The following is a 20,693-nucleotide window of genomic DNA, read 5'->3' as shown; positions in this document are numbered from 1 at the left end:
TCACTCCTCTTTCAAAAAAGCTTGAACATATAAACATAATAAATCTCCTACCATGTAAATGATAGGAGATTTAGAATAAGGAATCAACTTATATCCATCCGCGGAATCTTGAAGCTTCTGCCATTTTTCGAACACCGACCATATAAGCAGCAAGTCTCATGTCGACTCTTCTTGTTTCAGCGGTCTTGTATACGTTATCAAAGCCTTTAATAATCACCTTATGGAGTTTCTCTTCTACTTCTTCTTCAGTCCAATAATATCCCTGTTTATTCTGAACCCACTCAAAGTAAGAGACCGTTACTCCACCTGCAGATGCCAGAACGTCTGGAACAAGTAAAATTCCTCTCTCCGATAAAATTCTCGTTGCATCTAATGTCGTTGGCCCGTTGGCTGCTTCAACAACGATAGATGCTTTCACATTATAAGCATTTTCTTCAGTAATTTGATTCTCAATCGCTGCCGGTACAAGGATATCGCAATCCAGTTCCAACAGTTCCTGGTTTGTTATGGTGTTTTTGAACAAGTTAGTGACCGTTCCAAAACTATCACGACGATCGAGTAAGTAATCAATATCTAACCCTTCAGGATCATGCAATCCACCGTAAGCATCAGATATTCCAATAACTTTAGCACCGCGATCATGCATAAACTTAGCAAGAAAGCTACCAGCGTTTCCGAAGCCTTGAACAACGATTCTTGCTCCTTCTAAATTAATTGCCTTTTTCTTAGCAGCTTCTTCGATGCAGATCGTCACACCTTTGGCTGTGGCCGTTTCGCGTCCATGTGAACCGCCAAGCACCAGTGGTTTCCCAGTAATAAATCCAGGATTATTAAATTCATCTATACGACTGTATTCATCCATCATCCAAGCCATGATTTGCGAGTTAGTAAATACATCCGGTGCCGGTATATCTTTAGTTGGTCCGACAATTTGACTGATTGCACGTACATACCCACGGCTGACTCCCTCCAATTCACGGAAGGACATTTCACGAGGGTCACAAACTATGCCCCCTTTACCTCCGCCGTAAGGTAGATCTACAATTCCAGCTTTTAAACTCATCCAGATAGAGAGTGCTTTAACCTCTTTTTCAGAGACATTTGGATGGAAACGCACTCCGCCCTTTGTTGGTCCTACTGCGTCATTATGCTGGGCGCGATATCCTGTAAATATTTTCACAGAGTCATTATCCATTCTTACAGGTATGCGAACCGTCATCATACGAACTGGTTCTTTAAGTAATTCATAAACTTCATCAGGGTACCCCAATTTATCTAAGGCTTTTTTGACTACCGTTTGAGTAGATTTTAACACGTCAAGTTTGTCATTTTTCTCGTTAGCAGTATCTGCTGGCTTATCGGCTACCATCAATTTACCTCCTATATCAAATCCATTCGCTTCGGGTCATCTTTCAGTCAATAGTATACACTTTCCTTCGTACGAAAGAAAGCAGTAATCACTTATTTCCCTAGCAATTTTACGACTTTTTGTAAGCGATTACAACACTTGTTTCTTTTCGACCGCAGAAAGTTCGACAAATTTCTGAATCAGGTCGTCATAACTCCACCCTATCACCTTAGCTGAATCTGGAAACAAACTGGTAGGTGTCATTCCTGGAAGAGTGTTTACTTCAAGTATGATAGGTTCGTTTCCTTCGTTAATAATAAAATCCACCCTTGAATATACACTACATCCCAGTAATTGATGAGCTTGAACGGCTTCATTCTGCAGCTGTTGCGTCAGCCTGCCTTCCAACTCAGCAGGTACAATATGTTCACTGCCTCCTGGCTGATACTTGGAATCAAAATCATAATACTCATTTTTCGGAATAATTTCTATGACAGGAAGGGCACGTTCTTCCCCTTGCCTTCCTACGACCGGAACCGTTACCTCTTTCCCTTTTACGTAGTCTTCTACTAGTATAACGGAATCAGATTTGGATGCAGTAATAAGTGCCTGCTCTAGCTGCTCCTCCTGCTTCACAATTGTTAACCCCAATGTAGAGCCTTCTTGGTTGGGCTTCACTACAAATGGCAGGGTAAACGATGCCAGGATATCCTTTGAAGTCTCTTCAACACTAAAATCCGAATGAACTTCATAGGTCTTGCTTTTGGCCGTTTGAAGCCCATTTAATTGAAAGATTTGCTTTGATTTCGCTTTATCCATAGCAAGAGCAGATGCTAGAACTCCAGAACCAACGTAAGGTATTTCAAGCATGTCTAATAGACCTTGAATCTTGCCATCTTCGCCAAATTTACCATGTAAGCCTATGAATACTAGGTCTACCTGCAAAGAAATAATTTCATCTAATTTATGAGGCTGAAAATCAATTCCTATGACTTCATGGCCCTTATTCTCTAATGCTTTAACTATACCTTTACCTGTGGAAAGTGAAACTTCCCTCTCACCTGAAGTTCCCCCATATAATACCGCAATCTTCATTTATTACACTCCATTCCGTGTTTACCTCTATCAATCATAATTCTGTACTTTTATATCTTAACATGATCAATCCAGTGCTTCTATTTAAAAATAAAAAAGAACGAAGCTTCTCTTCAGCATCGTTCTGGACAGTTATTAATTAGAAAAATATTCAAAAATAGTTTTACAAGCCTGCCCATCCATAATTGTATTTCCATACTCTTTCAAACGGTAGGATGTAGCAGCAGATGCTGAGGCAAACTCAGACAATAAAGCGATTACTTGTTCTGGATCAAGGTGGATAATATCTTCATCCTCGAACAGCATATAATAATCATCATTGTAGGAAAACACACTGCCTCCGCTTACACCTAATTGATTTAAATGAACACCTGCCTGAATAACATCTTCAAAGTCATTAAAAATAAACATCATTTCTTTACTTTCATCAAGCGTGACTTTCATTTCCATATAATCTTCATCTTCATCTAAGTCATCTGCTTCTGTCCTCGTAACTACTACTAACATTCCTTGCGCTTGTAATAGATATACTTGGACAAGGAGAACACCATTCAGCTCGACTCCAAGCTCAATTCCCGCATCATACATCATATCACTGAAGATACGATGCACTCTTGGAAGATCATTCCACAGCTCATCTCGAGTGAGTCCCCTATCCATTAAGTCATCGAAAGTGAGAAATATTTTAAACTTCTCGTTCGTAAGTCTTTCTACTCGCACATGATCGCCCCCTGTCTCAATTATGTGTTATCTATATCTTATGATGAGAAGTGCGATAATGGCACCCTTTTTCAAATTATATCTGACAAAATAGATGGGGGACAACAATTTAGTCAAAGTCCTAGCTTTTATTGCTTATTCAGCCATAAATCCCAATCTTTCATATTGTTGCCAACCACGTATGGCGCCATTCTTTTTTTATCAAATTCTGATAACTGGTCATAAGCATAACCACCAAGTCCGATTTGTAATTTCGGGAACTTCTTATGCAGAGACTCGGCCAGCCTCAGTGAAATCGAAATATTCTTAAGTAAGGTACACGACATAAACAAATATGCCGGACTGATTTCATCGATGACGAGGTCAATATCCCCTCCGGCAATGCTTTGTCCTAAATACACCACATCATAGCCTTGACGTTTTAAATATAATGCAAAAATCATTAAACCCAGTTCGTGTTTCTCATTCGGTCCGCATACGAGCAGAGCTTTGGGATGAATAGCAGCCGTTGGAATTGAAAGCAGCATCATACCTATCCTTGATTTTAAAAAGTGGCTGGAAAAATGTTCGTGAGCACTTGTTATCTTGTTAGCCTCCCAAAGGTCGCCTGTTTTCACGAGGATCGGTCCAATGATTTCAATCGCGACAGTCTCAGGGGAAAAAAGACTAAATGCCTGATCCAGGTACTGCTGGGCCTTTTTCTCATTAAAAGACAGCAGCGCGTCCATAAGCTGCTCTTCAATATTATCCATCTCGCTTCGATTCTCAGCTTGATGAGAATCATGAAGGGTATCTTTATTATTTTCTAACAAGGCGACAGCCTGGGAAATGGTAAATCCTTTATTAACTTTTTCCTTCAGCCACTCCAGAATCCTTATATGATCGTCCGTATATAAACGGTGCCCAGCTTCATTTCGTACTGGACAAATCATTTGGTAGCGCCGCTCCCATGCCCTTAACGTGCCAGGCTGAATTCCAATCATTCTTGATACTGCCTTAATATTATATTTAGGTTGAGTGGTACCCATCAGCTGTTCCTCCACATCATTCATTTACTTCTATTATAATTGAAAAGAAATCTATGTGTAAAATTTGTATATATTTTATACAACTTATGATTAAGCTCTTTATTCAGGTAAGATCTCAATGACATGGCACTCTGCTCTCGTCCCTAGTCTTAGAGGCATTAGCGATGTACCATAACCTTCACTTATGAGTAATGAATACCCCTTATGTTCAAACCAACCGCCTCTTGTAAACGGTCCAAAACCTAGAAATCTAATTTGGCCGCCGTGAGTGTGCCCAGTAAGTATTAATTCAAACCTGCCTTTGTCTTCCTCATTCATGTGTTGAAATACCATTGGATCATGGACGGTAAGAATTTGGAAATTGGCTGCGTCTTTCACGTAGGAGGAGTGTCTTCTTGGGACGAGATAGTAAGGATCCATACCGCTGAGAGTACAGGAAAGACGCCCATCGATCGAGAGGTGAACATCTCTATTGGACAGAACATGGACCCCTTCCTGGTACAAAAGGTCTACCATATTTGCTTCGATTAATTCGTGGTCGTTATTTCCAGGAATAAAATAAATTGGACTCCCCCATCTTTGTAACCGATGAATATTTTCAAGTAATTTCATAATCGAGACCCGCTTATCAGCTAAATCTCCACCAATAATGACAACGTCGATCTCGTGATCCACTTTTGCCAGCATTTTATCTTGTATATAGCGATTGTGTATATCTGAAATAAAGAAGATGGTTAATTTCTTTCCATCCTCTTTCGATAGAAATATTTTATGTACATCAATGGCATTTCGGCGGGCTAATCCGTACATGATGGCGAGCAGGATTAACCCAGCTAAAAGGATACCACTGATCCAGATTGTAATGTTAGACACTCCCATTTTATCCCCTTTACTTTGCAGCTTTTTGAAATAAAAAAACCGCTAAAACTTGGAATCAAAGTCTTAGCGGCTGCAATTTATACCTCTTTCACACTTAAGATTCTAAATCCATTCTTCTCCAGCTTATTCGTAAACTGTTTAATATTATTTCTGCTCTCAACTTTCAGTACAATTCTTCTTGCTAATTTATCCGTTTCATCAAAGGTAGCAAGAGAAATCACGTTTTCATGATAATTCCTGATAATATCCCCTAAACGTTCGATTCTTCCTACTGATTCTTCAGATGTAAAGGCAATTCTAATTCCTTTTTTCTTTGATCCAAATGCACTCTCAAATTGTTCGATAACATCAAACCTGGTAACTAATCCTAAAAATTTTTTATCAGGATCTACAACCGCAAGAACAGGGAATCCTTTAAAGGCAGGGAGCGTCTGTTCAAAGACTTCTTCATTATGAATGTGGTAGTCTTCTTTCTCAACTATTTCTCTGACAGGTGTTTCATTCAGGAAAGTTTCTTTTGACTTATCACTATTGAAATAAGCTCTGTAAATAATTTCCTTAGAAACCATCCCTATAAATCTGGTCCCTTCAAGAACAGGCATTGCTTGAATGTCGTGTCGATTGAGTACGTCTAAAACCTCGGCCAGCGAATCAAATTCTTTAGCTGTATGAGATTTGTGAGGTGGTTTCATAATGCTTTTTACAAACATGCGCAAGATCTTCCCCTTTCATTTCGTCTTCTATTACTTCTTATTACCCTAACCAAACTCCTGCTAATCCATTCGCATAGTACAAGTTTCCCCTGCATAAATTTTGTTGATGAGTAAAGAAAGGTGATGGTTATGTACACTCCAATAAAATGCTTCCAGCCTTATCACAGTCCTTTGGATCCTTGTCCCCCAAAGGGACCGATCTGCTATTCCACTCCTCCCCAGCTGTATGTAGGCTTCCAGCAGCCTGGGCTTCGCCAATTTTCTTTGTCCGAAGCTCTATGCAAAGGAACATTGTGGCCGTGCTTCTATGATCCTTATCCTGTTGTGAAAGGAGAACACTAATGAACCAGCAAGCAAACTCGTCTCCTAACCGTTATCGGATGATGGAAAGTATTCAGCAGGTAGATTTTGCATTAGTGGAATTGACCCTTTACCTGGATACTCATCCTCAGGATACTCAGGCCATACAGCAATTTAACCTGTTAGCTGCGCAAAGCCATGAACTAAAGAATCAGTACGAACAGTGTTTTGGCCCCCTCAGACAATATGGAGCAAGTTTCTCAGGTACCCCCTGGAATTGGAAGGACGCTCCTTGGCCTTGGCAGCTATAAGCAAAGGACTTCATATGAAGGAGGATTGTTATGTGGTATTACGAAAAAAAACTGCAATACCCTGTAAAGGTAAGTGAATGTAATCCTCGGCTTGCCAAATATTTAGTGGAGCAATATGGAGGGGCAGATGGTGAGTTATCAGCGGCCCTTAGATACTTAAATCAGAGATATACGATCCCCGATGAGGTGATCGGCTTGTTAACCGATATTGGAACAGAAGAATTTGCTCATTTAGAAATGATTGCTACCATGATCTATAAATTAACAAAAGATGCGACACCAGAGCAAATGAAAGCCGCCGGACTTGGAGCTCATTATGCTGTACATGACCAGGCACTTTTCTATAATGATGCTTCGGGTAACCCCTGGACTGCTACTTATATCCAAGCAAAAGGTGATCCAATTGCAGATTTATATGAAGACATTGCCGCCGAAGAAAAAGCCAGGGCGACGTATCAGTGGATTATTAATATGTCGGATGATCCTGATTTAAACGACGGTCTTAAATTTTTACGAGAACGGGAAATTATACATTCACAACGTTTTCGAGAAGCTGTAGAAATATTAAAATATGAAAGAGACCGCAAGAAGATATTTTAAGATAGCACTCCTTCTTCTCTAAGCTTTTTATTCAATTGCATTCATTAAAAACCCGATCCATTAGATTCGGGTTTTTTGCTTTTTGCAATTAAACAATCTTATTGAAAAACAGGCCCTCCTCCTAGCCAAACATGCCAATCACGATAAGATAATGCAACAATGATCAGCATTATGAAAATTAGAAGCATCACACGCAGAAATATACGTCCAACCTTTACATTGTTTTTTGCATCTTCTTTTCTATGGACTTCTTTTCTTGGAGGTAAATGTAAAACCTCCATTTCAATTTCTTCTTCCCAATCAGAAAGTTCGCCTTCTTTCGGCTTTTCATGAGCCCTTTCTTTTATGTGCATTTGAAACACCTCATTTCCCGTACCGTATCCATAAAGCTAAAACAGCATCCACTAAAAAATGAGTCGTAATTGTAATGATTAAACTGCCGGTCTCCCAAAATAAATAGCCTATATAAAAACTAACAAATATCACTGAAAGTAATAAGATTGGTTTGACTAAATAACGAAAGTGCAAAAGAGCAAAGAGACCGCTGGCAAAGAGATAACCAAATTCCTTTTGGACAACTCCTCGAAATAACATTTCTTCACTTACTGCCACGAGTAGAGTAAGACCGATAATATTTAAAAATGACTGGTTTTGAAAAACTTTTTGATTAATTCCTCCGTCATCATAGTACTTCTTCGGGAGAAACTTCATGAGTATATAGTCAATAAACAAAATGATCAAAGCAGAAGAAATGCCGTAAAAGAACCAATAATTCCACTTACTCTCAAATAGTTCTTTCCACTCCCCTCCAAAGGATTCGAATAAAAAAGCGCTGCTTATGATTGCAAGGATAAGTAGTATCAGCTGAGTCATAATCAGTTGAATTGTTATTTGTTTGGTAGTCATTTGATTTATGATTTTCGCTTGATCAGAAAATTTCATGGTTGGTCCCTTGCTGAAAGATTAAATTCAATCGCTCTTGCCATGAACCTGTAAAGACTTCTTTTTTATATGAGGGAATATGAAAGTTCATGATGTCAAAACCGCAATCATCACAGCACGGCACTGCTGGTGTCCGGGTAAAGGATTGAAAAGGCAGATAAAGTTGATCTCTTCTGCAACCATCATGATGTACCCACTGCATCATTTCATTCAACTTATTCTGTTTATAAGTCCATCTTTCTTCTAGAAAAACTGCCACTTCTTCTTCCCCCTGATACCAATCTTCTCCTGTTCCTGTAAAGGTCCCGGACGATAATAAATTCTGCCGCTCAAGCTGATATTTTATAAAGTTCCATTGTGATTCTGACAGCTGTAAATGTTCCATCAATTCATCCTCACGAAGGGAACGATTCTGTTGTTTATAGTTAAACAGAACTCTAAAAATCCTATGTAAATCTTCCGTTTCAGGAAGTTCACTGTGAATCAGCATCTGGGGTAATTGGTAGTCCTTAGGTGTGAACAGCACAAGGCTGGCACATGGCTCACCGTCGCGTCCTGCTCTTCCTGCTTCCTGGATAAAAGATTCAATTTGAGTGGGGACGTGAAAATGGATCACCAGCCGTATATCAGATTTATCAACTCCCATGCCGAATGCACTGGTGCAACAAATGACATCTAATTGGTTATTCATGAATTGCTGCTGGATAAGAAGCCGGTCCGTTTGATCCATTCCTCCATGATAAAAAGCAATTCTGTGAGGAAGTTCTTTCTGCAATTCAAAGCTAACTTTTTCCGCCCATTGTCTGCTTGAAAAATAAATCATAGCAGGTGCCTGGTTGTTTCTTAAAACTTCTATGATTCGCTTTGTCTTTTCCTCCGGGAGCTTATAATGTTCGACGGAAAAGCTGATGTTCTGCTTATCCATTGGATAAACCATCTTTTCCATACCCGGTTTTTCAAGCTGAGCAGCAATATCGGCCTGAACCTCCGGGGTAGCGGTAGCACTTAACGCAAGTACTGAAGGGCTGCCCAGTTCTTTAATACTATTGCTTAGTTTTAAATAATCCGTTCGAAACTCATGTCCCCACTGAGAAATACAGTGAGCTTCATCGATAACAAAGAGAGAGATGTTAAGTCTGCTTAGCTGCTTACGAATAGGAGCATACTGGAGCATTTCCGGTGAAAGATAAACCAGTTTATACTTCTCCAAATGATGAAAAACGTCTTGTCTTTCCTGACGGTCCATAAAACTATTTAAGGCGACCACCGAATTATAACCAGTGGCTTTTAACTGTTTCACTTGGTCTACCATTAAAGAAATCAGCGGAGATACCACTAAGGTCGTTCCAGGTAAAATTTTAGCAGGCAATTGATAACAGAGAGATTTTCCAGTTCCTGTTGGTAATATGCCGAGTACATCCTCACCAGCCAAAACCTTCTCTATGATGGGTTTCTGACCTTCTCTAAACTCCGTATACCCAAAATAGAATTCCAAATAATGGGCCAGGTTATGGTTTAGCATAATTGCCCCTCCTCTCCTCAGAACTTTGCTGGACGCTTGCTAAGACAAGACGCAGTGTGAAATAACTATATTGACCTTCTAATGCCTCGTATATGGTCTTAAGTTTCATGGTCTTTAATTGTTTCAATTGGTCCACAATGAACCGTTGATCCTGAACGTCTATAAACCGGTCAATAGAAAAATCCGGTATTACCAAAGCAGCTTCTACGACGTGATCTTGAATTGTACTTTCTTTCAAATTCCGCTTGGCAGAAATTTCTTTAATAGAATCCCCCTGCTCTAACAATTCATATGTACGCTTTGCTGAATGAGTAATCAGTGTCGATGGTTTGAGATCAGCTATACATTGATACAACAAAGGATAGCGCTCTCTTTGTGAATCAATTTGATGATAAAAGTAATAAAAGAGGTGATGAATCTTGATATCCACTTCTTCTTTTTCTACTGCGAATTTTTTTGCAAGCTGATCTCTCGTTAATCCGATAACAGGACCACCTGTTAATCGATAGGTAAATAATTCTGCCTCTAGTACGGGCCGGTGAGATAACAGCCCATCTATTTCTTCATACAACTTACGAACATATAAAGTAAGGTCTTTTTGGTGTCTAAAATACGCTTTTTTCACCCAGTTCTGAATCTTCTTATGATCCGTCACGGGGAGAAAGGTATAATTATTTATATGAATATTCGTGGTTGTCTGGATTAAAAGAAACACCCGCTCTTCAAACATTTGAATAGACTGATGCTTTTTCATACCATCAAAGTAAAAATTATGATCTTTATATTGCTGGACCACGACCTTCCCCTTTTCCGTAATAACTGGGTACTGATTATTATTGATAACAATGAATCCTTCTCTTTCAGCCTTCTCAAAATACTGTTGAAAACGCTCCCTGTTTAAAGATGGGTAAACTCCAAAGAATTGATCCAGCCGGTAAGAGCGGGAATCCTGCAAGGACTGGGAGGAACGTTTTCCTGTCAGCAGATGGTAAATGCCTGACACAGTCCGCTCCCCTCTTAGGCGAGTCACACAGATGAACAAGATATATTGAAACATGAACAGACCTCCCTCTTGGCTGCTAAATGTTGAAAAGTTTCGATTAGCGATTTACAATAACATTGTAGTTATTTTACTCTGTGATCCTCTTTATTTAAGTCTAGCTTCAGAGGTGAAACATATAGGAGGTTCATTTACATGGCGAAGTTTACCATTGTAGATAAAGATACGTGCATAGCTTGTGGAGCTTGCGGTGCCGCTGCACCTGACATATATGATTATGATGATGAAGGTCTGGCCTACGTCGTGCTCGATGAAAACGAAGGAACGGAGGAGGTTCCCGATATTTTGGAGGATGATATGGAGGACGCTTTTGAAGGATGTCCGACAGACTCCATTAAAATCGCGGATTTGCCTTTTGATGGAGACCCTTTAAAAAATGAATCATAATCTTTCCCCCTTCTATTTAAAGAAGGGGATTTTTAATCTTTTATTAATTGTTTAAAGCGTGCTTCAGCTTCCTGTACATCAAAACTTGAAAACCAGCGGTTGTATTCCTGATCAATGATACGATAATGCTTGCTAATCACGTTCTGCTGAAGTGTAAATGATTGATCTTCTGCTATATTCGTCCACCAGACTTTTCCACCCATGGTTCTGCCAGAAGGCCGGTCTATTTGCTGATGAGCGATTGTTTCAGTAATTTCAAGCGGGGCATCGCCCAAGAGATTCTTTAATACATCACTATCTTGAAATAAAGCACAAACAGCAACGACCGTTGTCCATCCGGCATTTGTCCGCTCTTTTTCAATCTGGACTAACGTTTTTTTAGATAAACCGAGTACCTCAGCCATACGATTTTGTGTATAACCAAATTCTACACGAATCAGTTTCATTTTTTTAGAAACCTCTTGAATTAAATCGTCTTTATCCATCACGAATCGTCCCCTTCACTGCTTCCTCTTAATTTTAACATGACCATTTGAAGGATTCTATTAAATATTCTCGGGAAAGTGATTCAGCTTCAATCCTCTCAGTTACTTGTCAGGATCAACTTCTAAGGGATTAAAATCGTCAGGAATTTGTATCGGGTTCGTCATATCGTACGGTCCTAATTGCTGATAGCCAGAATGAAGTATAGTGACTTCAGAAAAATGATACTGTTTAGAGGTTAACAGAATAGCTTCGATGGCCGTTATCGCCTCCTGTTGGTCTGTCCACTTCCCAGGTTGCATTTCTACAATTAATCCTTGCCCTTTACTCTTCACTTTCTTAATCTCTGCATGAGCAGGAAGAGCTGGTACCAGCGCGGGGTGGTCTTTAACCCGGCCGAGCATTTGAATCGACTGTCTGATGGTCAAGTTATCATCTACAGGTATAGGCACTAGAAATTTCAGCTTATTTAGATTGGATTGATAAAGGTAAAATACATAGTGACGGTGAGAGACGGGTACCAGAGTATGGCTATCTTTCGTGTTCGCTAACTTCATTGCACTCCCGTCTTTCTTCTTCAATTGAATGTTTTCTGGATGGTAAGGCTCAGCAAGCCAGCGGATGGCTTCTTCCATTTGAGCAGGTTGAATATTTCCGGGTAGTTGATATTCATTTGGAAAGACGGCCACTGCTGTTTTACTCTTCTGCTCATAGTTAATTTGGATTTCAGACACTAAATTAATAGATAGTCCCGCTGGTTGGTAATCCTCTAGACTCCCCCTGGCGGCCTTCTCATCTCCATTTTCAGACACGAAGGTTACAGGCACAACTACATGATCTTCTTTACCGGCATAAACAGAGCGAATCATGGTTGGGCTGCTCCTTTGAATAAGTAAAGACTTATCCGCTGCGTGCATTTGAAGTGTTGAATCCTCGGTAGGAGCAGAGAATTGCTTCTTCTCCACTGCACTTTGTTCTCTTGCTGCTTCATTAGCTTGATGACCAGAGGAATCACTGCTAGACTCACTCGTGCCCTGCTTATTGACAGAATGGTTAAAAAGAGGAACTAAAAGCAGAAGTAGAACAACCATCCCTGTTACAGTGCCTAGAACAGGAATAGTCCACTTGTTTCGTTTTGGCTTCTTCGATTTTTGATGCTTTTCAGATAACTGCATGTTCCACTCTTGTTTACTCTTTGGATCATTGAATGATGGGAGCTCTTTTAATAATTTCTCGATTTTGTCATTGTCATAGGATTTACGAGTCATGTTGTACTCCCCCCTCCACCTTGTTTTCAAGTTTATCTTTTATCGCTTTAATGGCTCTGTGCTGAGTAGTTTTTATTTTACTTTCACTAAACCCCAGTATAGACGCCGTTTCTTTGATAGACATTCCTTGGATATATCGCAATATTATTACCGTTTTCTGATCGACGGTGCATTGGTCTAGCGTCTGGTACACTTCCCGCAGCTCGTCATTCTGTATCGCAAGCTCTTCTGGTAAAGGCTGATGATCCTGAATCGTTTCTTGTTTCTCTCCCCAGTCAAACCAATCGAAAATTCGTGCCCTTTTCCTTTTTTGTTTTCTAAAATAATCAATGGTTACATGTCGGGCAATTGAAAATAACCAGGTCTTTTCACTGCTTCTATTGTCATATGTATGGTAGGACCGAAGAATTTTTATATAAGTTTCCTGTACTAAGTCTTCGGCAATATCTCGATCTTTAACCATATACATAATAAATTGATATAAATCTTGATGATATTGTTCATATATTCGTTCAAAGACCGGATTCACTATAGTTACCCCCTGCTATAGTATTTAGTCGCTTATGTAATGAAAAAGTTACATTCATCATAATATGGAACTTAAAGTTTGCAAAGAAGAGTATTAAAAAAAGCTGCCCAATTGGCAGCCTTTCATATATTAGATAATAAATGCTTTTGCTGGTATTGTTGAAACAAACGCCCTAATACGGGAGAAAGCACAAGGATAAATACGACATTGGATGCGGCATGATTAATATCAAAGGGCAGCCCCGAAAGATAATAGGCTAAAAAGGGCTGACCTGCTGCTCTCATAGTTAAGGAAATAATGACACCATATAAAATCCCACTAATAAAACCAAATACAGAAAGTGCCCAGACTGGGATGCCTCTCCAATACTTACCTATTAATCCTGCAAGCATTCCTATTAATGACCATGCGGCAATCTGCCAAATCGTCCAATATCCCATTCCAAGTAATATATTCGATACCAGAGTCGTTAACACCGCAATGACCACTCCGGATAAAGGGCCGAGCCAAAAGCCAGACAAAATGATAACTGCAGTGACCGGTTGAACATTAGGAATGTTAGCAAGGGCTAATCGGCCGGCAACAGAAAGCGCAGCAAGCATAGCTATTAATGTAAGTTTATAAGTATTCATTTAAATCATTCCCACTTATGCATATCAAATACGACTTTGTCTCCTTCTTTCAACTCATATTGGTTCGCACCGACACTTGCTTCTTTTCCATTGATGGTATACATCCACGCTTGCTTCTTGCTTTCATCAGCTTTTACACCTTCAATACTGGTAATGTAACCATCATTTTCTTTCACATTAAAATTTTCTTTCAGCGCTTCCATTAACATCGTACCTTTTTCCACCGATAAATCCTTGTCGGAAAGCGATTTTTCACCGTTATTCTGGGAAATTGCAAGGTGCACACTAACTTCCTGCTTCTCCTCTTGACTTGCATTAGCACTTTCTTGTTCAGAATCTTTCTGACTTTGGCAACCGGTTAACAAGGCAAACGCTACCAGTAATGAAGCAAATAAAGCATAAAACTTTCTCATACTGTTCCTTCCCTTCTGCTGAATCATTATGTTTTTACTTGGAGAAGGAGAATAGATGGACAACAGATTCAAATCATAGATAGTCATTGATAACCAAAAAAAGCCTGCTCTAATTAGGGCAGGCTTAAGACATACCAGCTTGGTATCATAGTTTACAGATCCGACCGGTTGTCTCAAACGCTCAATCCCCGAAGCTTTGAAACGGCGGACAAGGCAGGTCTACTGACTCATGCTTCTTCCTAGTAAGGCTCCTTCCCATACATATCGTACAGTGGAAATACCCGTTCGTCGGCAATTACAGTTGCGAGGACAGTTCTGGCTTCTAACCAGATTCCCTATTAAGCTGCAAAGAGCACCTTGATCCAACATTCAATTAATAACTAGATTACATGAAAACCAAAATGTTAGCAAGCTATTTCTATGCTTTCTTGTCTATCGGAAGTTTAAATAAGAAGGTGGTCCCTTCCTCTCTCTTGCTATGAACATGAATCGTGCCGCCATGAGCTTCCACAAGATTCTTAGCTATGGCTAAGCCAAGTCCCACGCCCTTTTTCTTCTGATCAGGATTTCTCTTTCTTGATTTATCGGCTTTATAAAACCGTTCAAAAACAAAAGGCAAGTCTTCCTCGTCTATCCCTGAACCAGAATCCTTAACCGCAACTTCCCATTCTTGGTCAGAGGCTTCGACGATAACTTGAACGTTCCCGCCTGGATTCGTATGCCTGATCGCATTGTCAATTAGATTCGTCAGGACTTGTTCAATTCTATCTGGATCAAAGTCTACCCATTCCGGACAATCGTTGGGCTGTAATTCTAATAATACTTCTCTTTCCTGAGCCACTCCCTGAAATTTACGAACGATTTTCTCCAAGTAAGGCTTTACTTGGACGGATTCTACAGAAAGTGAGATGTGTCCCGCTTCCATTCTTGCCAGGTCAAGAAGCTCATTAACCAGACGACCAATACGTAAAGACTCATCATGAATTATTTTGGCTAATTCATTTTTATCTTCTTTCGTTTCTGCAATATCATCTACAATAGCTTCACTATAGCCTTGCAGCATGGAAATTGGCGTCCGCAGCTCGTGAGATACATTTGCAATGAAATCTTTTCTGAGTTTGTCCAACCGGCGTTCATCGGTCATGTCTCTTAGAACCGCTACAGCCCCACGTACGTAATCATTATCATATAAAGGAGTCATAATAATAACCCACGTTCGTCCCTGTACGGTAATTTCAGTCATGGAAGCTTTTTCGTTTTCAATGACTTTGCTAAACAGTTCATTGATGGGAGCGGGAAGCTTAAATGCTGGTTCGTCAGAGTCAACGCTTTCACTATCAAAAGTAGAGGCATCTAAATATTGATCTGCAGGTGGATTGGTTATTAATATTTTTCCTTTACGGTTAATTGTAATAACTCCATCTGCCATGGACCTTAATATCCCTGATAACTGTTCTTTTTCCTGACTTAGGGCGTTAATGTGGTATTTAAGTTGTCTGCCCATTCTATTAAACGCCATGGCCAGTTCACCAATTTCATCGTGAGTAACAATGGGGATTTTTGTATTAAACTCTCCCCGGGCAAGCTCTAATGCCCCCTCCCGCATTTTTATGAGCGGGGAAGTAATTCGAGTAGACAAGAAAAAAGCAAAAATAGTTGTTAATATAATCGCTATTCCTGCCCCTAGGAAAATGATTTTGGTCGTATGCTGAGACGTTTCCTCAACCGTAACGAGCGATTGATACACGAATACAGCGCCTTTTTTGTTTTCCAGTTGAGTACCTACGATCATGACTCCTGACTGCGAATCATCCATATTGGAAATTTTCTTTAGATCTTCTCCATTATCCATTACTTTGGAAAGGTCTTGATCCGTTAATGACCAATTTTTCTTAAGTTTTGGCAATTGGTCTGAATCACTGTCAGCCACTAATGCATCGTCCTTAGAAAAAGCAATAACCACCCGGCTAGTAGGGTCCTTCACTAGATTTGTCGTGGAAAGAACCAGATCCCGATCATTATACTGATCTACCACTTCAGAGACTTTAGAAGCGGTCTGAAGCAATGCTTTCTCAGCTTCAATCACGTGATAATTTTCAAAGAACTTTAACAGCAGAATGGTAAGGATAAATAAGACGAAGCAAACTAAGAAAAGAATCGTAAACCACAGTTTTCCGACTACGCTCCGCCAGAACATCAGTCCCCATTCACCTCAAATTTGTAACCTACACCCCAAACAGTGACAATCATCCCTGCTGCGCTGGCAGAGACTTTACTTAGTTTTTCCCTTAACCTTTTCACATGAGTATCTACTGTGCGCAAATCACCAAAAAATTCATATTGCCATACCTCTTTCAGAAGCTGAGCACGGTCAAATACTTTATCAGGGGATTGAGCCATGTAATTCAGCAATTCATATTCCTTAGGGGTTAATGCAACCTCGTGACCATCTGCAGTAATACGGTGAGCATCATTATCAATCGTCATATGAGGAAACACAAGTACGTTCTTTGCAGCTGTACTAGTTTCTAGGAATTTAGTGGAAGATGACCTCCTTAATAAGGCTTTAACCCGAAGAACCACTTCTCTTGGACTAAATGGCTTTACGATGTAATCATCTGTACCCACTTCAAACCCCTGCACCCGGTTTGATTCTTCCCCTTTCGCTGTAAGCATGATCACAGGAGTCGCTTTAGTTTCTCGTAAAGCTTTACAAACTTCAATCCCATCCTTCCCAGGAAGCATTAAGTCAAGAACGATTAAATCGTAATCTTCCTGAACAGCTTTCTGCAGAGCAGCATCTCCATCTTCTGCTTCTTCCACTTCATACTCTTCTCTCTCCAAATACATTCGAATCAAGCGCCGGATTCTCTCTTCATCATCGACGACTAAAATGCGTGCTTGTTTATCCATTTTCTCTCCCTCCAAACTATTGACTCCGTTTGATCTATCATTTTCAGGTAGATATACAAATGGGCAGGCCGGGAGTTACCCCTTCCTGCCATCCATTTTCTTATGCATAAGAATGCAATCCTGCAATAATTAAATTAACAGCGATTAAATTAAACATTATTATCGCAAAACCGCCTACGGCAAGCCAGGCAGATTTAGTCCCCTGCCAGCCGCGCGACAATCGTAAGTGAAGATAGGCCGCATAGAAAAAGAAGGTTATTAATGCCCACACTTCTTTAGGATCCCATCCCCAGAAACGGTCCCAGGCTTGCTGTGCCCATATCATCGCAAATATGATAGCTCCTAGCGTAAAGACAGGAAATCCGATCGCCACCGAACGATAAGCTACTTCATCCACTAGCTCTGGATTAACCTTTCGTAAAAGAGGCTGAATAGCAGCTGCTATTCTTTTTCGTAAAATAAGGCGTGCCAGAATATATAAGACTATGCCTGCCAGTACGGACCAAAGCACGGTATTAAACTTTTTGGCAGCATCCCTTCCCCGCATCCAGGAAGGAATATCAAACATCGGTGACATGGACGCCTTCGTTACTTGTTCACTGTCAGTTGGTCCTGCAATAGCAGGAATTTCATAAGAGATTTCTGTCATTTGACCTTCCACGGGCGCTTTGAATACGGATTCGTAATTCATCCCATGAAAGGTGCTCGATACAATAATAAAACCTAAGGTAGAACAAATCATAAACATAACGAATTCCAGCCAAAAGGTCTGCTTGGAGCGTTTAGACTGATCGATCTGGCGAATTAAGAAGATCAGTCCTGCTGCAAAACTTACGGACAAAATAGCTTGACCAGTTGCAGCGGTGGTTACATGTATGTACAGCCAGTAAGACTGTAAGGATGGAACTAGCGGTGAAACTTCGGTTGGAAACATACTTGCAAAAGCAATGACAAGCAAGGCGACCGGCATAGCAAAAAGTCCTAAAATATTCAGTCGATAAATAAAATAGATAATCACAAATGCAACTACCAGCATCATTCCAAAAAAGGTAGTGAATTCAAACAAATTACTTACGGGAGCATGCTGACTGGCAATCCACCTTGTAATAAAGTAGCCGATCTGAGTCAGAAGTCCAAGAATTGTAATTGAAATAGCTATGTTGCCGATCGTTCTGCTGTTTCCTTTTTTCTTATCACGAATAGTCGCCGCAAAGAAAAAAATCGAAATTAGATAGATGATAAATGCAGCAAACAGTAGGTTGCTGCTTATAGCACTTAAATCTCCCATATTCATCCTCCTTACTAGACTTACAGCTAGGTTTGCATTTCCTGTTGATCTTTTGGCTCATTTATTCGTGTACCATCGATCGATTTACTGATTTCACGACGAAGAGCAAACCAATTCTTGTTTGTGTGTCCAGCAATCCAAACCCCATTATCTTTTGGCTGCAGCCAAATACGACGGTGGTTCCAGTACATTCCCATGATGACCCCTATCATAAATATTAATCCTCCCAGACCTAGAAAAGGAAGAGTATAATCTTTTTTAACCGTCAGGCCAGTCACATCTCTCATATCAAAATTCACTAAACCCAGTTTATAGTCATTATCATTGGTTGGGTCAATATTTGCACCGATTCCGATAAAACTGACTTCTGGATCTGACTTTCCAGGAGGATACACCTTAAACACGAACGCGGGATTTTTCGGGTATTTAGACACGCTCACAGGAGCTCCATCTTCCATTTTATACTCTGGGAAATATTGGTCAATAGCCACCTTAAATCCACTATCCAATTTATACTCAGATTTCGGATCGCTTAAATCAACCGTAAACTGACCGAACTCTTTATCTTCATCATTTTTACTGTGAACTTTCAACGTAATATCTTTAAATTCATTCAATTGATAACTAGTTTGATATAATGCATACCCATCAAACTTGATGGGGTGGTTAACTTCTGCTTTCGTATCCTTAATCTTCTCAAGCTCGGGCTCTTTTCCCACCACGATTGGATCGGTTCGTTTATAAATGACCGCATTCGTTTGGAATTTCTTCGGAACTTGTGTTTTATTTTCTATTAGCGCCTGCTGAAATCGAGTATCCTTATCCTTATCATACGTTTCTAAAATAAAATCCTTGTTTTTAATATAATATTTTCCATGAGTCCCATTGATTACGGCTGTTTCGCCTTCACGAACCCAAACGAAGTCATCCGTATACATCGACGGTAAAAACCTAAGCAATGCTCCTATTAAGAAGATAATCAGTCCAATATGGTTTACATATGGACCCCAGCGAGCAAAACGGTTCTTTTCAGCTAGAATATGCCCATTCTCTTCCTTAATTTTAAATCTTTGTTTCTTTAAATTCTTTTTAAACAACTCCACATCCACGTTCGTGTCTTCCGTTTGTCCGTACACTCGCTGTTTCTTCATAAATAATTCGTGACGGACTGGTCTTTGGAGTTTTAGTGTTTTATAAAGCGGTACAAAGCGGTCAATGCTGGCAATGATAATTGAAATTCCGATCATTGCAAGAAGAATCATGTACCACCAGGAACTGTAGAGATTATGAAAACCTAATTGGTAATAAATTTTTCCTAGTATGCCATATTGATCAGCGTAGTGAGTTGCAGGGTCCACGTTTGGCGGTATGTACATCTGCTGCGGAAAGATCGTCCCTACCGCTGAAGCAATTAAGGTTATCACGATTAGCCAGACACCTACTCTTACCGAGGAAAAGAAGTTCCACACCTTATCAATGATGGTCCGATTGTAGGTTTGAGACCGTCTCGCACTCCCATCATAACGCATGTTCAACAGCTTTTCCCCATCATTTCCATTTAAGTGCTGATTATGCTCAACCGGCTTCCCGCACGCTTCACAAAGCACCGTACCTTCAGCGTTGACATGGCCACACTCACAAGTAATTTTGCCCATAATTAAAACCTCACTATTTCAAGTAGACTCAATCCTCAGGTGTAATTTTATTTAAGTTTGTCTCTAGCTGACTCTTAGATAATTCTCCAATAACCTGATCTACAATCTCCCCGTCCTCATTAATAAACAAAGTAGAAGGCAGATTATCTACGTTATACAAATCCATTACTTGCCCCTTCTGATCGTTTAAAATAGGGAAAGAGAGGTTGTATTTATTCACAAACTTCTGTACGACCAAATCTGTCGAATCAAGATTCACCGCCAAAAATTCTACTCCTTTGGCTTTATATTCAGGGTAAACCTCCTCGAACGCCGGCATTTCTTCTTTGCAAGGAGGACAGTAGGTTGCCCAGAAATTAACCATAACCCCTTTACCTTTAAGATCACTGAGAGAAATGGACTTACCATCACTGCCAAATTCCTTAAGCATAAAGTCCGGCGCTTTTTCACCTTTTGCGATAACTTCTTTATCTTGTTTATGGCTGGATAACAACGCAAAAACAACTAAGCCCGCCATCACTGTAAGCAATACGGAACGAAAAATTAAGCGTTTTCGTTTTTTCTTTAGCGTAGTCTCTTTCATAAAAGTTCACTCCCAAGTCATTAT

The 20,693-nt window shown here is 40.0% G+C and carries 24 protein-coding genes and 1 riboswitch; of the genes, 4 read left to right on the top strand and 20 right to left on the bottom strand.

Annotated elements, in window-relative coordinates; translation table 11 throughout:
• Positions 1 to 88 precede the first annotated feature (88 nt).
• From Q7A53_RS02635 to Q7A53_RS02610, 6 genes are all read right to left on the bottom strand, one after another.
• Complete coding sequence (locus Q7A53_RS02635; RefSeq protein ID WP_411787554.1) at positions 89 to 1,369, bottom strand: Glu/Leu/Phe/Val family dehydrogenase; 1,281 nt, start codon at positions 1,367 to 1,369, stop codon at positions 89 to 91.
• Between the two features lie 129 nt (positions 1,370 to 1,498).
• Positions 1,499 to 2,443: a D-alanine--D-alanine ligase gene (locus Q7A53_RS02630; RefSeq protein WP_411787553.1), complete on the bottom strand. Its 945-nt coding sequence runs from the start codon at positions 2,441 to 2,443 to the stop codon at positions 1,499 to 1,501.
• Between the two features lie 135 nt (positions 2,444 to 2,578).
• Positions 2,579 to 3,163, bottom strand: coding sequence for a genetic competence negative regulator (locus Q7A53_RS02625; RefSeq protein ID WP_411787552.1), 585 nt, complete (start codon positions 3,161 to 3,163; stop codon positions 2,579 to 2,581).
• A 128-nt stretch (positions 3,164 to 3,291) separates the two neighbouring features.
• The gene (locus Q7A53_RS02620; RefSeq protein WP_411787551.1) at positions 3,292 to 4,191 is read right to left on the bottom strand and encodes a MerR family transcriptional regulator; all 900 of its coding nucleotides are present in this window, start codon (positions 4,189 to 4,191) and stop codon (positions 3,292 to 3,294) included.
• A 99-nt stretch (positions 4,192 to 4,290) separates the two neighbouring features.
• Positions 4,291 to 5,064 carry a metallophosphoesterase gene (locus Q7A53_RS02615; RefSeq protein ID WP_411787550.1) on the bottom strand — a complete coding sequence of 258 codons (774 nt, stop codon included), beginning with the start codon at positions 5,062 to 5,064 and terminating at the stop codon, positions 4,291 to 4,293.
• Positions 5,065 to 5,147: 83 nt separating this feature from the next.
• Positions 5,148 to 5,780: a CBS domain-containing protein gene (locus Q7A53_RS02610; RefSeq protein WP_411787549.1), complete on the bottom strand. Its 633-nt coding sequence runs from the start codon at positions 5,778 to 5,780 to the stop codon at positions 5,148 to 5,150.
• A gap of 132 nt (positions 5,781 to 5,912) precedes the next feature.
• Here Q7A53_RS02610 and Q7A53_RS02605 point away from each other — a divergent pair, with 132 nt between their 5' ends.
• From Q7A53_RS02605 to Q7A53_RS02595, 3 genes are read left to right on the top strand one after another with little or no spacing between them, the layout of a single operon-like run.
• Positions 5,913 to 6,125 carry a spore coat associated protein CotJA gene (locus tag Q7A53_RS02605; protein ID WP_411787548.1) on the top strand — a complete coding sequence of 71 codons (213 nt, stop codon included), beginning with the start codon at positions 5,913 to 5,915 and terminating at the stop codon, positions 6,123 to 6,125.
• Positions 6,125 to 6,394 (top strand): spore coat protein CotJB, encoded by a 270-nt coding sequence (locus Q7A53_RS02600; protein ID WP_411787547.1) that lies wholly within the window; start codon positions 6,125 to 6,127, stop codon positions 6,392 to 6,394. The genes Q7A53_RS02605 and Q7A53_RS02600 overlap by 1 nt, the downstream gene beginning before the upstream one ends.
• Positions 6,395 to 6,424: 30 nt before the next feature.
• Positions 6,425 to 6,994 (top strand): manganese catalase family protein, encoded by a 570-nt coding sequence (locus Q7A53_RS02595; protein ID WP_411787546.1) that lies wholly within the window; start codon positions 6,425 to 6,427, stop codon positions 6,992 to 6,994.
• Between the two features lie 98 nt (positions 6,995 to 7,092).
• On the opposite strand, the gene Q7A53_RS02590 is transcribed toward Q7A53_RS02595, so the two are convergent.
• From Q7A53_RS02590 to Q7A53_RS02575, 4 genes are read right to left on the bottom strand one after another with little or no spacing between them, the layout of a single operon-like run.
• Positions 7,093 to 7,347 carry a hypothetical protein gene (locus tag Q7A53_RS02590; protein WP_411787545.1) on the bottom strand — a complete coding sequence of 85 codons (255 nt, stop codon included), beginning with the start codon at positions 7,345 to 7,347 and terminating at the stop codon, positions 7,093 to 7,095.
• 10 nt (positions 7,348 to 7,357) lie between these two features.
• Complete coding sequence (locus Q7A53_RS02585; RefSeq protein ID WP_411787544.1) at positions 7,358 to 7,936, bottom strand: CPBP family intramembrane glutamic endopeptidase; 579 nt, start codon at positions 7,934 to 7,936, stop codon at positions 7,358 to 7,360.
• Positions 7,923 to 9,458 carry a RecQ family ATP-dependent DNA helicase gene (locus tag Q7A53_RS02580; RefSeq protein WP_411787543.1) on the bottom strand — a complete coding sequence of 512 codons (1,536 nt, stop codon included), beginning with the start codon at positions 9,456 to 9,458 and terminating at the stop codon, positions 7,923 to 7,925. The genes Q7A53_RS02585 and Q7A53_RS02580 overlap by 14 nt, the downstream gene beginning before the upstream one ends.
• Positions 9,445 to 10,515, bottom strand: coding sequence for a YpbB family protein (locus Q7A53_RS02575; RefSeq protein WP_411787542.1), 1,071 nt, complete (start codon positions 10,513 to 10,515; stop codon positions 9,445 to 9,447). The genes Q7A53_RS02580 and Q7A53_RS02575 overlap by 14 nt, the downstream gene beginning before the upstream one ends.
• Before the next feature lie 138 nt (positions 10,516 to 10,653).
• Between Q7A53_RS02575 and Q7A53_RS02570 the strand changes: the two genes are divergently transcribed.
• A complete protein-coding gene (locus Q7A53_RS02570; RefSeq protein WP_411787541.1) occupies positions 10,654 to 10,905 on the top strand; it encodes a ferredoxin in 252 nt (83 codons plus the stop codon).
• Positions 10,906 to 10,937: 32 nt separating this feature from the next.
• On the opposite strand, the gene Q7A53_RS02565 is transcribed toward Q7A53_RS02570, so the two are convergent.
• The 10 genes from Q7A53_RS02565 to resA all read right to left on the bottom strand — a co-directional run bounded on the left by Q7A53_RS02565 (position 10,938) and on the right by resA (position 20,669).
• Positions 10,938 to 11,390 (bottom strand): helix-turn-helix transcriptional regulator, encoded by a 453-nt coding sequence (locus tag Q7A53_RS02565; protein ID WP_411787850.1) that lies wholly within the window; start codon positions 11,388 to 11,390, stop codon positions 10,938 to 10,940.
• 102 nt (positions 11,391 to 11,492) lie between these two features.
• Positions 11,493 to 12,656 (bottom strand): hypothetical protein, encoded by a 1,164-nt coding sequence (locus tag Q7A53_RS02560; RefSeq protein WP_411787540.1) that lies wholly within the window; start codon positions 12,654 to 12,656, stop codon positions 11,493 to 11,495.
• Positions 12,646 to 13,185, bottom strand: coding sequence for an RNA polymerase sigma factor SigX (gene sigX / locus Q7A53_RS02555; protein WP_411787539.1), 540 nt, complete (start codon positions 13,183 to 13,185; stop codon positions 12,646 to 12,648). The genes Q7A53_RS02560 and sigX overlap by 11 nt, the downstream gene beginning before the upstream one ends.
• 122 nt (positions 13,186 to 13,307) lie before the next feature.
• Positions 13,308 to 13,817: an ECF transporter S component gene (locus Q7A53_RS02550; protein WP_411787538.1), complete on the bottom strand. Its 510-nt coding sequence runs from the start codon at positions 13,815 to 13,817 to the stop codon at positions 13,308 to 13,310.
• Between the two features lie 5 nt (positions 13,818 to 13,822).
• The gene (locus Q7A53_RS02545) at positions 13,823 to 14,230 is read right to left on the bottom strand and encodes a DUF4430 domain-containing protein (RefSeq protein ID WP_411787537.1); all 408 of its coding nucleotides are present in this window, start codon (positions 14,228 to 14,230) and stop codon (positions 13,823 to 13,825) included.
• Between the two features lie 195 nt (positions 14,231 to 14,425).
• A riboswitch (cobalamin riboswitch) is annotated at positions 14,426 to 14,606 on the bottom strand.
• A 42-nt stretch (positions 14,607 to 14,648) separates the two neighbouring features.
• The gene (locus Q7A53_RS02540) at positions 14,649 to 16,427 is read right to left on the bottom strand and encodes an ATP-binding protein (RefSeq protein ID WP_411787536.1); all 1,779 of its coding nucleotides are present in this window, start codon (positions 16,425 to 16,427) and stop codon (positions 14,649 to 14,651) included.
• Positions 16,427 to 17,143: a response regulator transcription factor gene (locus Q7A53_RS02535; RefSeq protein ID WP_411787535.1), complete on the bottom strand. Its 717-nt coding sequence runs from the start codon at positions 17,141 to 17,143 to the stop codon at positions 16,427 to 16,429. Before Q7A53_RS02535 ends, Q7A53_RS02540 begins: the two co-directional genes overlap by 1 nt.
• Positions 17,144 to 17,243: 100 nt before the next feature.
• Positions 17,244 to 18,431 (bottom strand): c-type cytochrome biogenesis protein CcsB, encoded by a 1,188-nt coding sequence (gene ccsB, locus Q7A53_RS02530; RefSeq protein WP_411787534.1) that lies wholly within the window; start codon positions 18,429 to 18,431, stop codon positions 17,244 to 17,246.
• A gap of 26 nt (positions 18,432 to 18,457) precedes the next feature.
• On the bottom strand, positions 18,458 to 20,086 hold the full coding sequence (resB, locus tag Q7A53_RS02525) for a cytochrome c biogenesis protein ResB (protein ID WP_411787533.1): 1,629 nt from the start codon (positions 20,084 to 20,086) through the stop codon (positions 18,458 to 18,460).
• A 28-nt stretch (positions 20,087 to 20,114) separates the two neighbouring features.
• On the bottom strand, positions 20,115 to 20,669 hold the full coding sequence (gene resA, locus Q7A53_RS02520; protein ID WP_411787532.1) for a thiol-disulfide oxidoreductase ResA: 555 nt from the start codon (positions 20,667 to 20,669) through the stop codon (positions 20,115 to 20,117).
• Between the last annotated feature and the right edge of the window lie 24 nt (positions 20,670 to 20,693).

Origin of the sequence: Halobacillus rhizosphaerae (assembly GCF_046719735.1) — a bacterium.
GTDB lineage: Bacteria > Bacillota > Bacilli > Bacillales > Halobacillaceae > Halobacillus_B > Halobacillus_B rhizosphaerae.
Note: the sequence above shows the minus strand (reverse complement) of the source record. Positions and strands in the feature narration are given on the sequence as shown.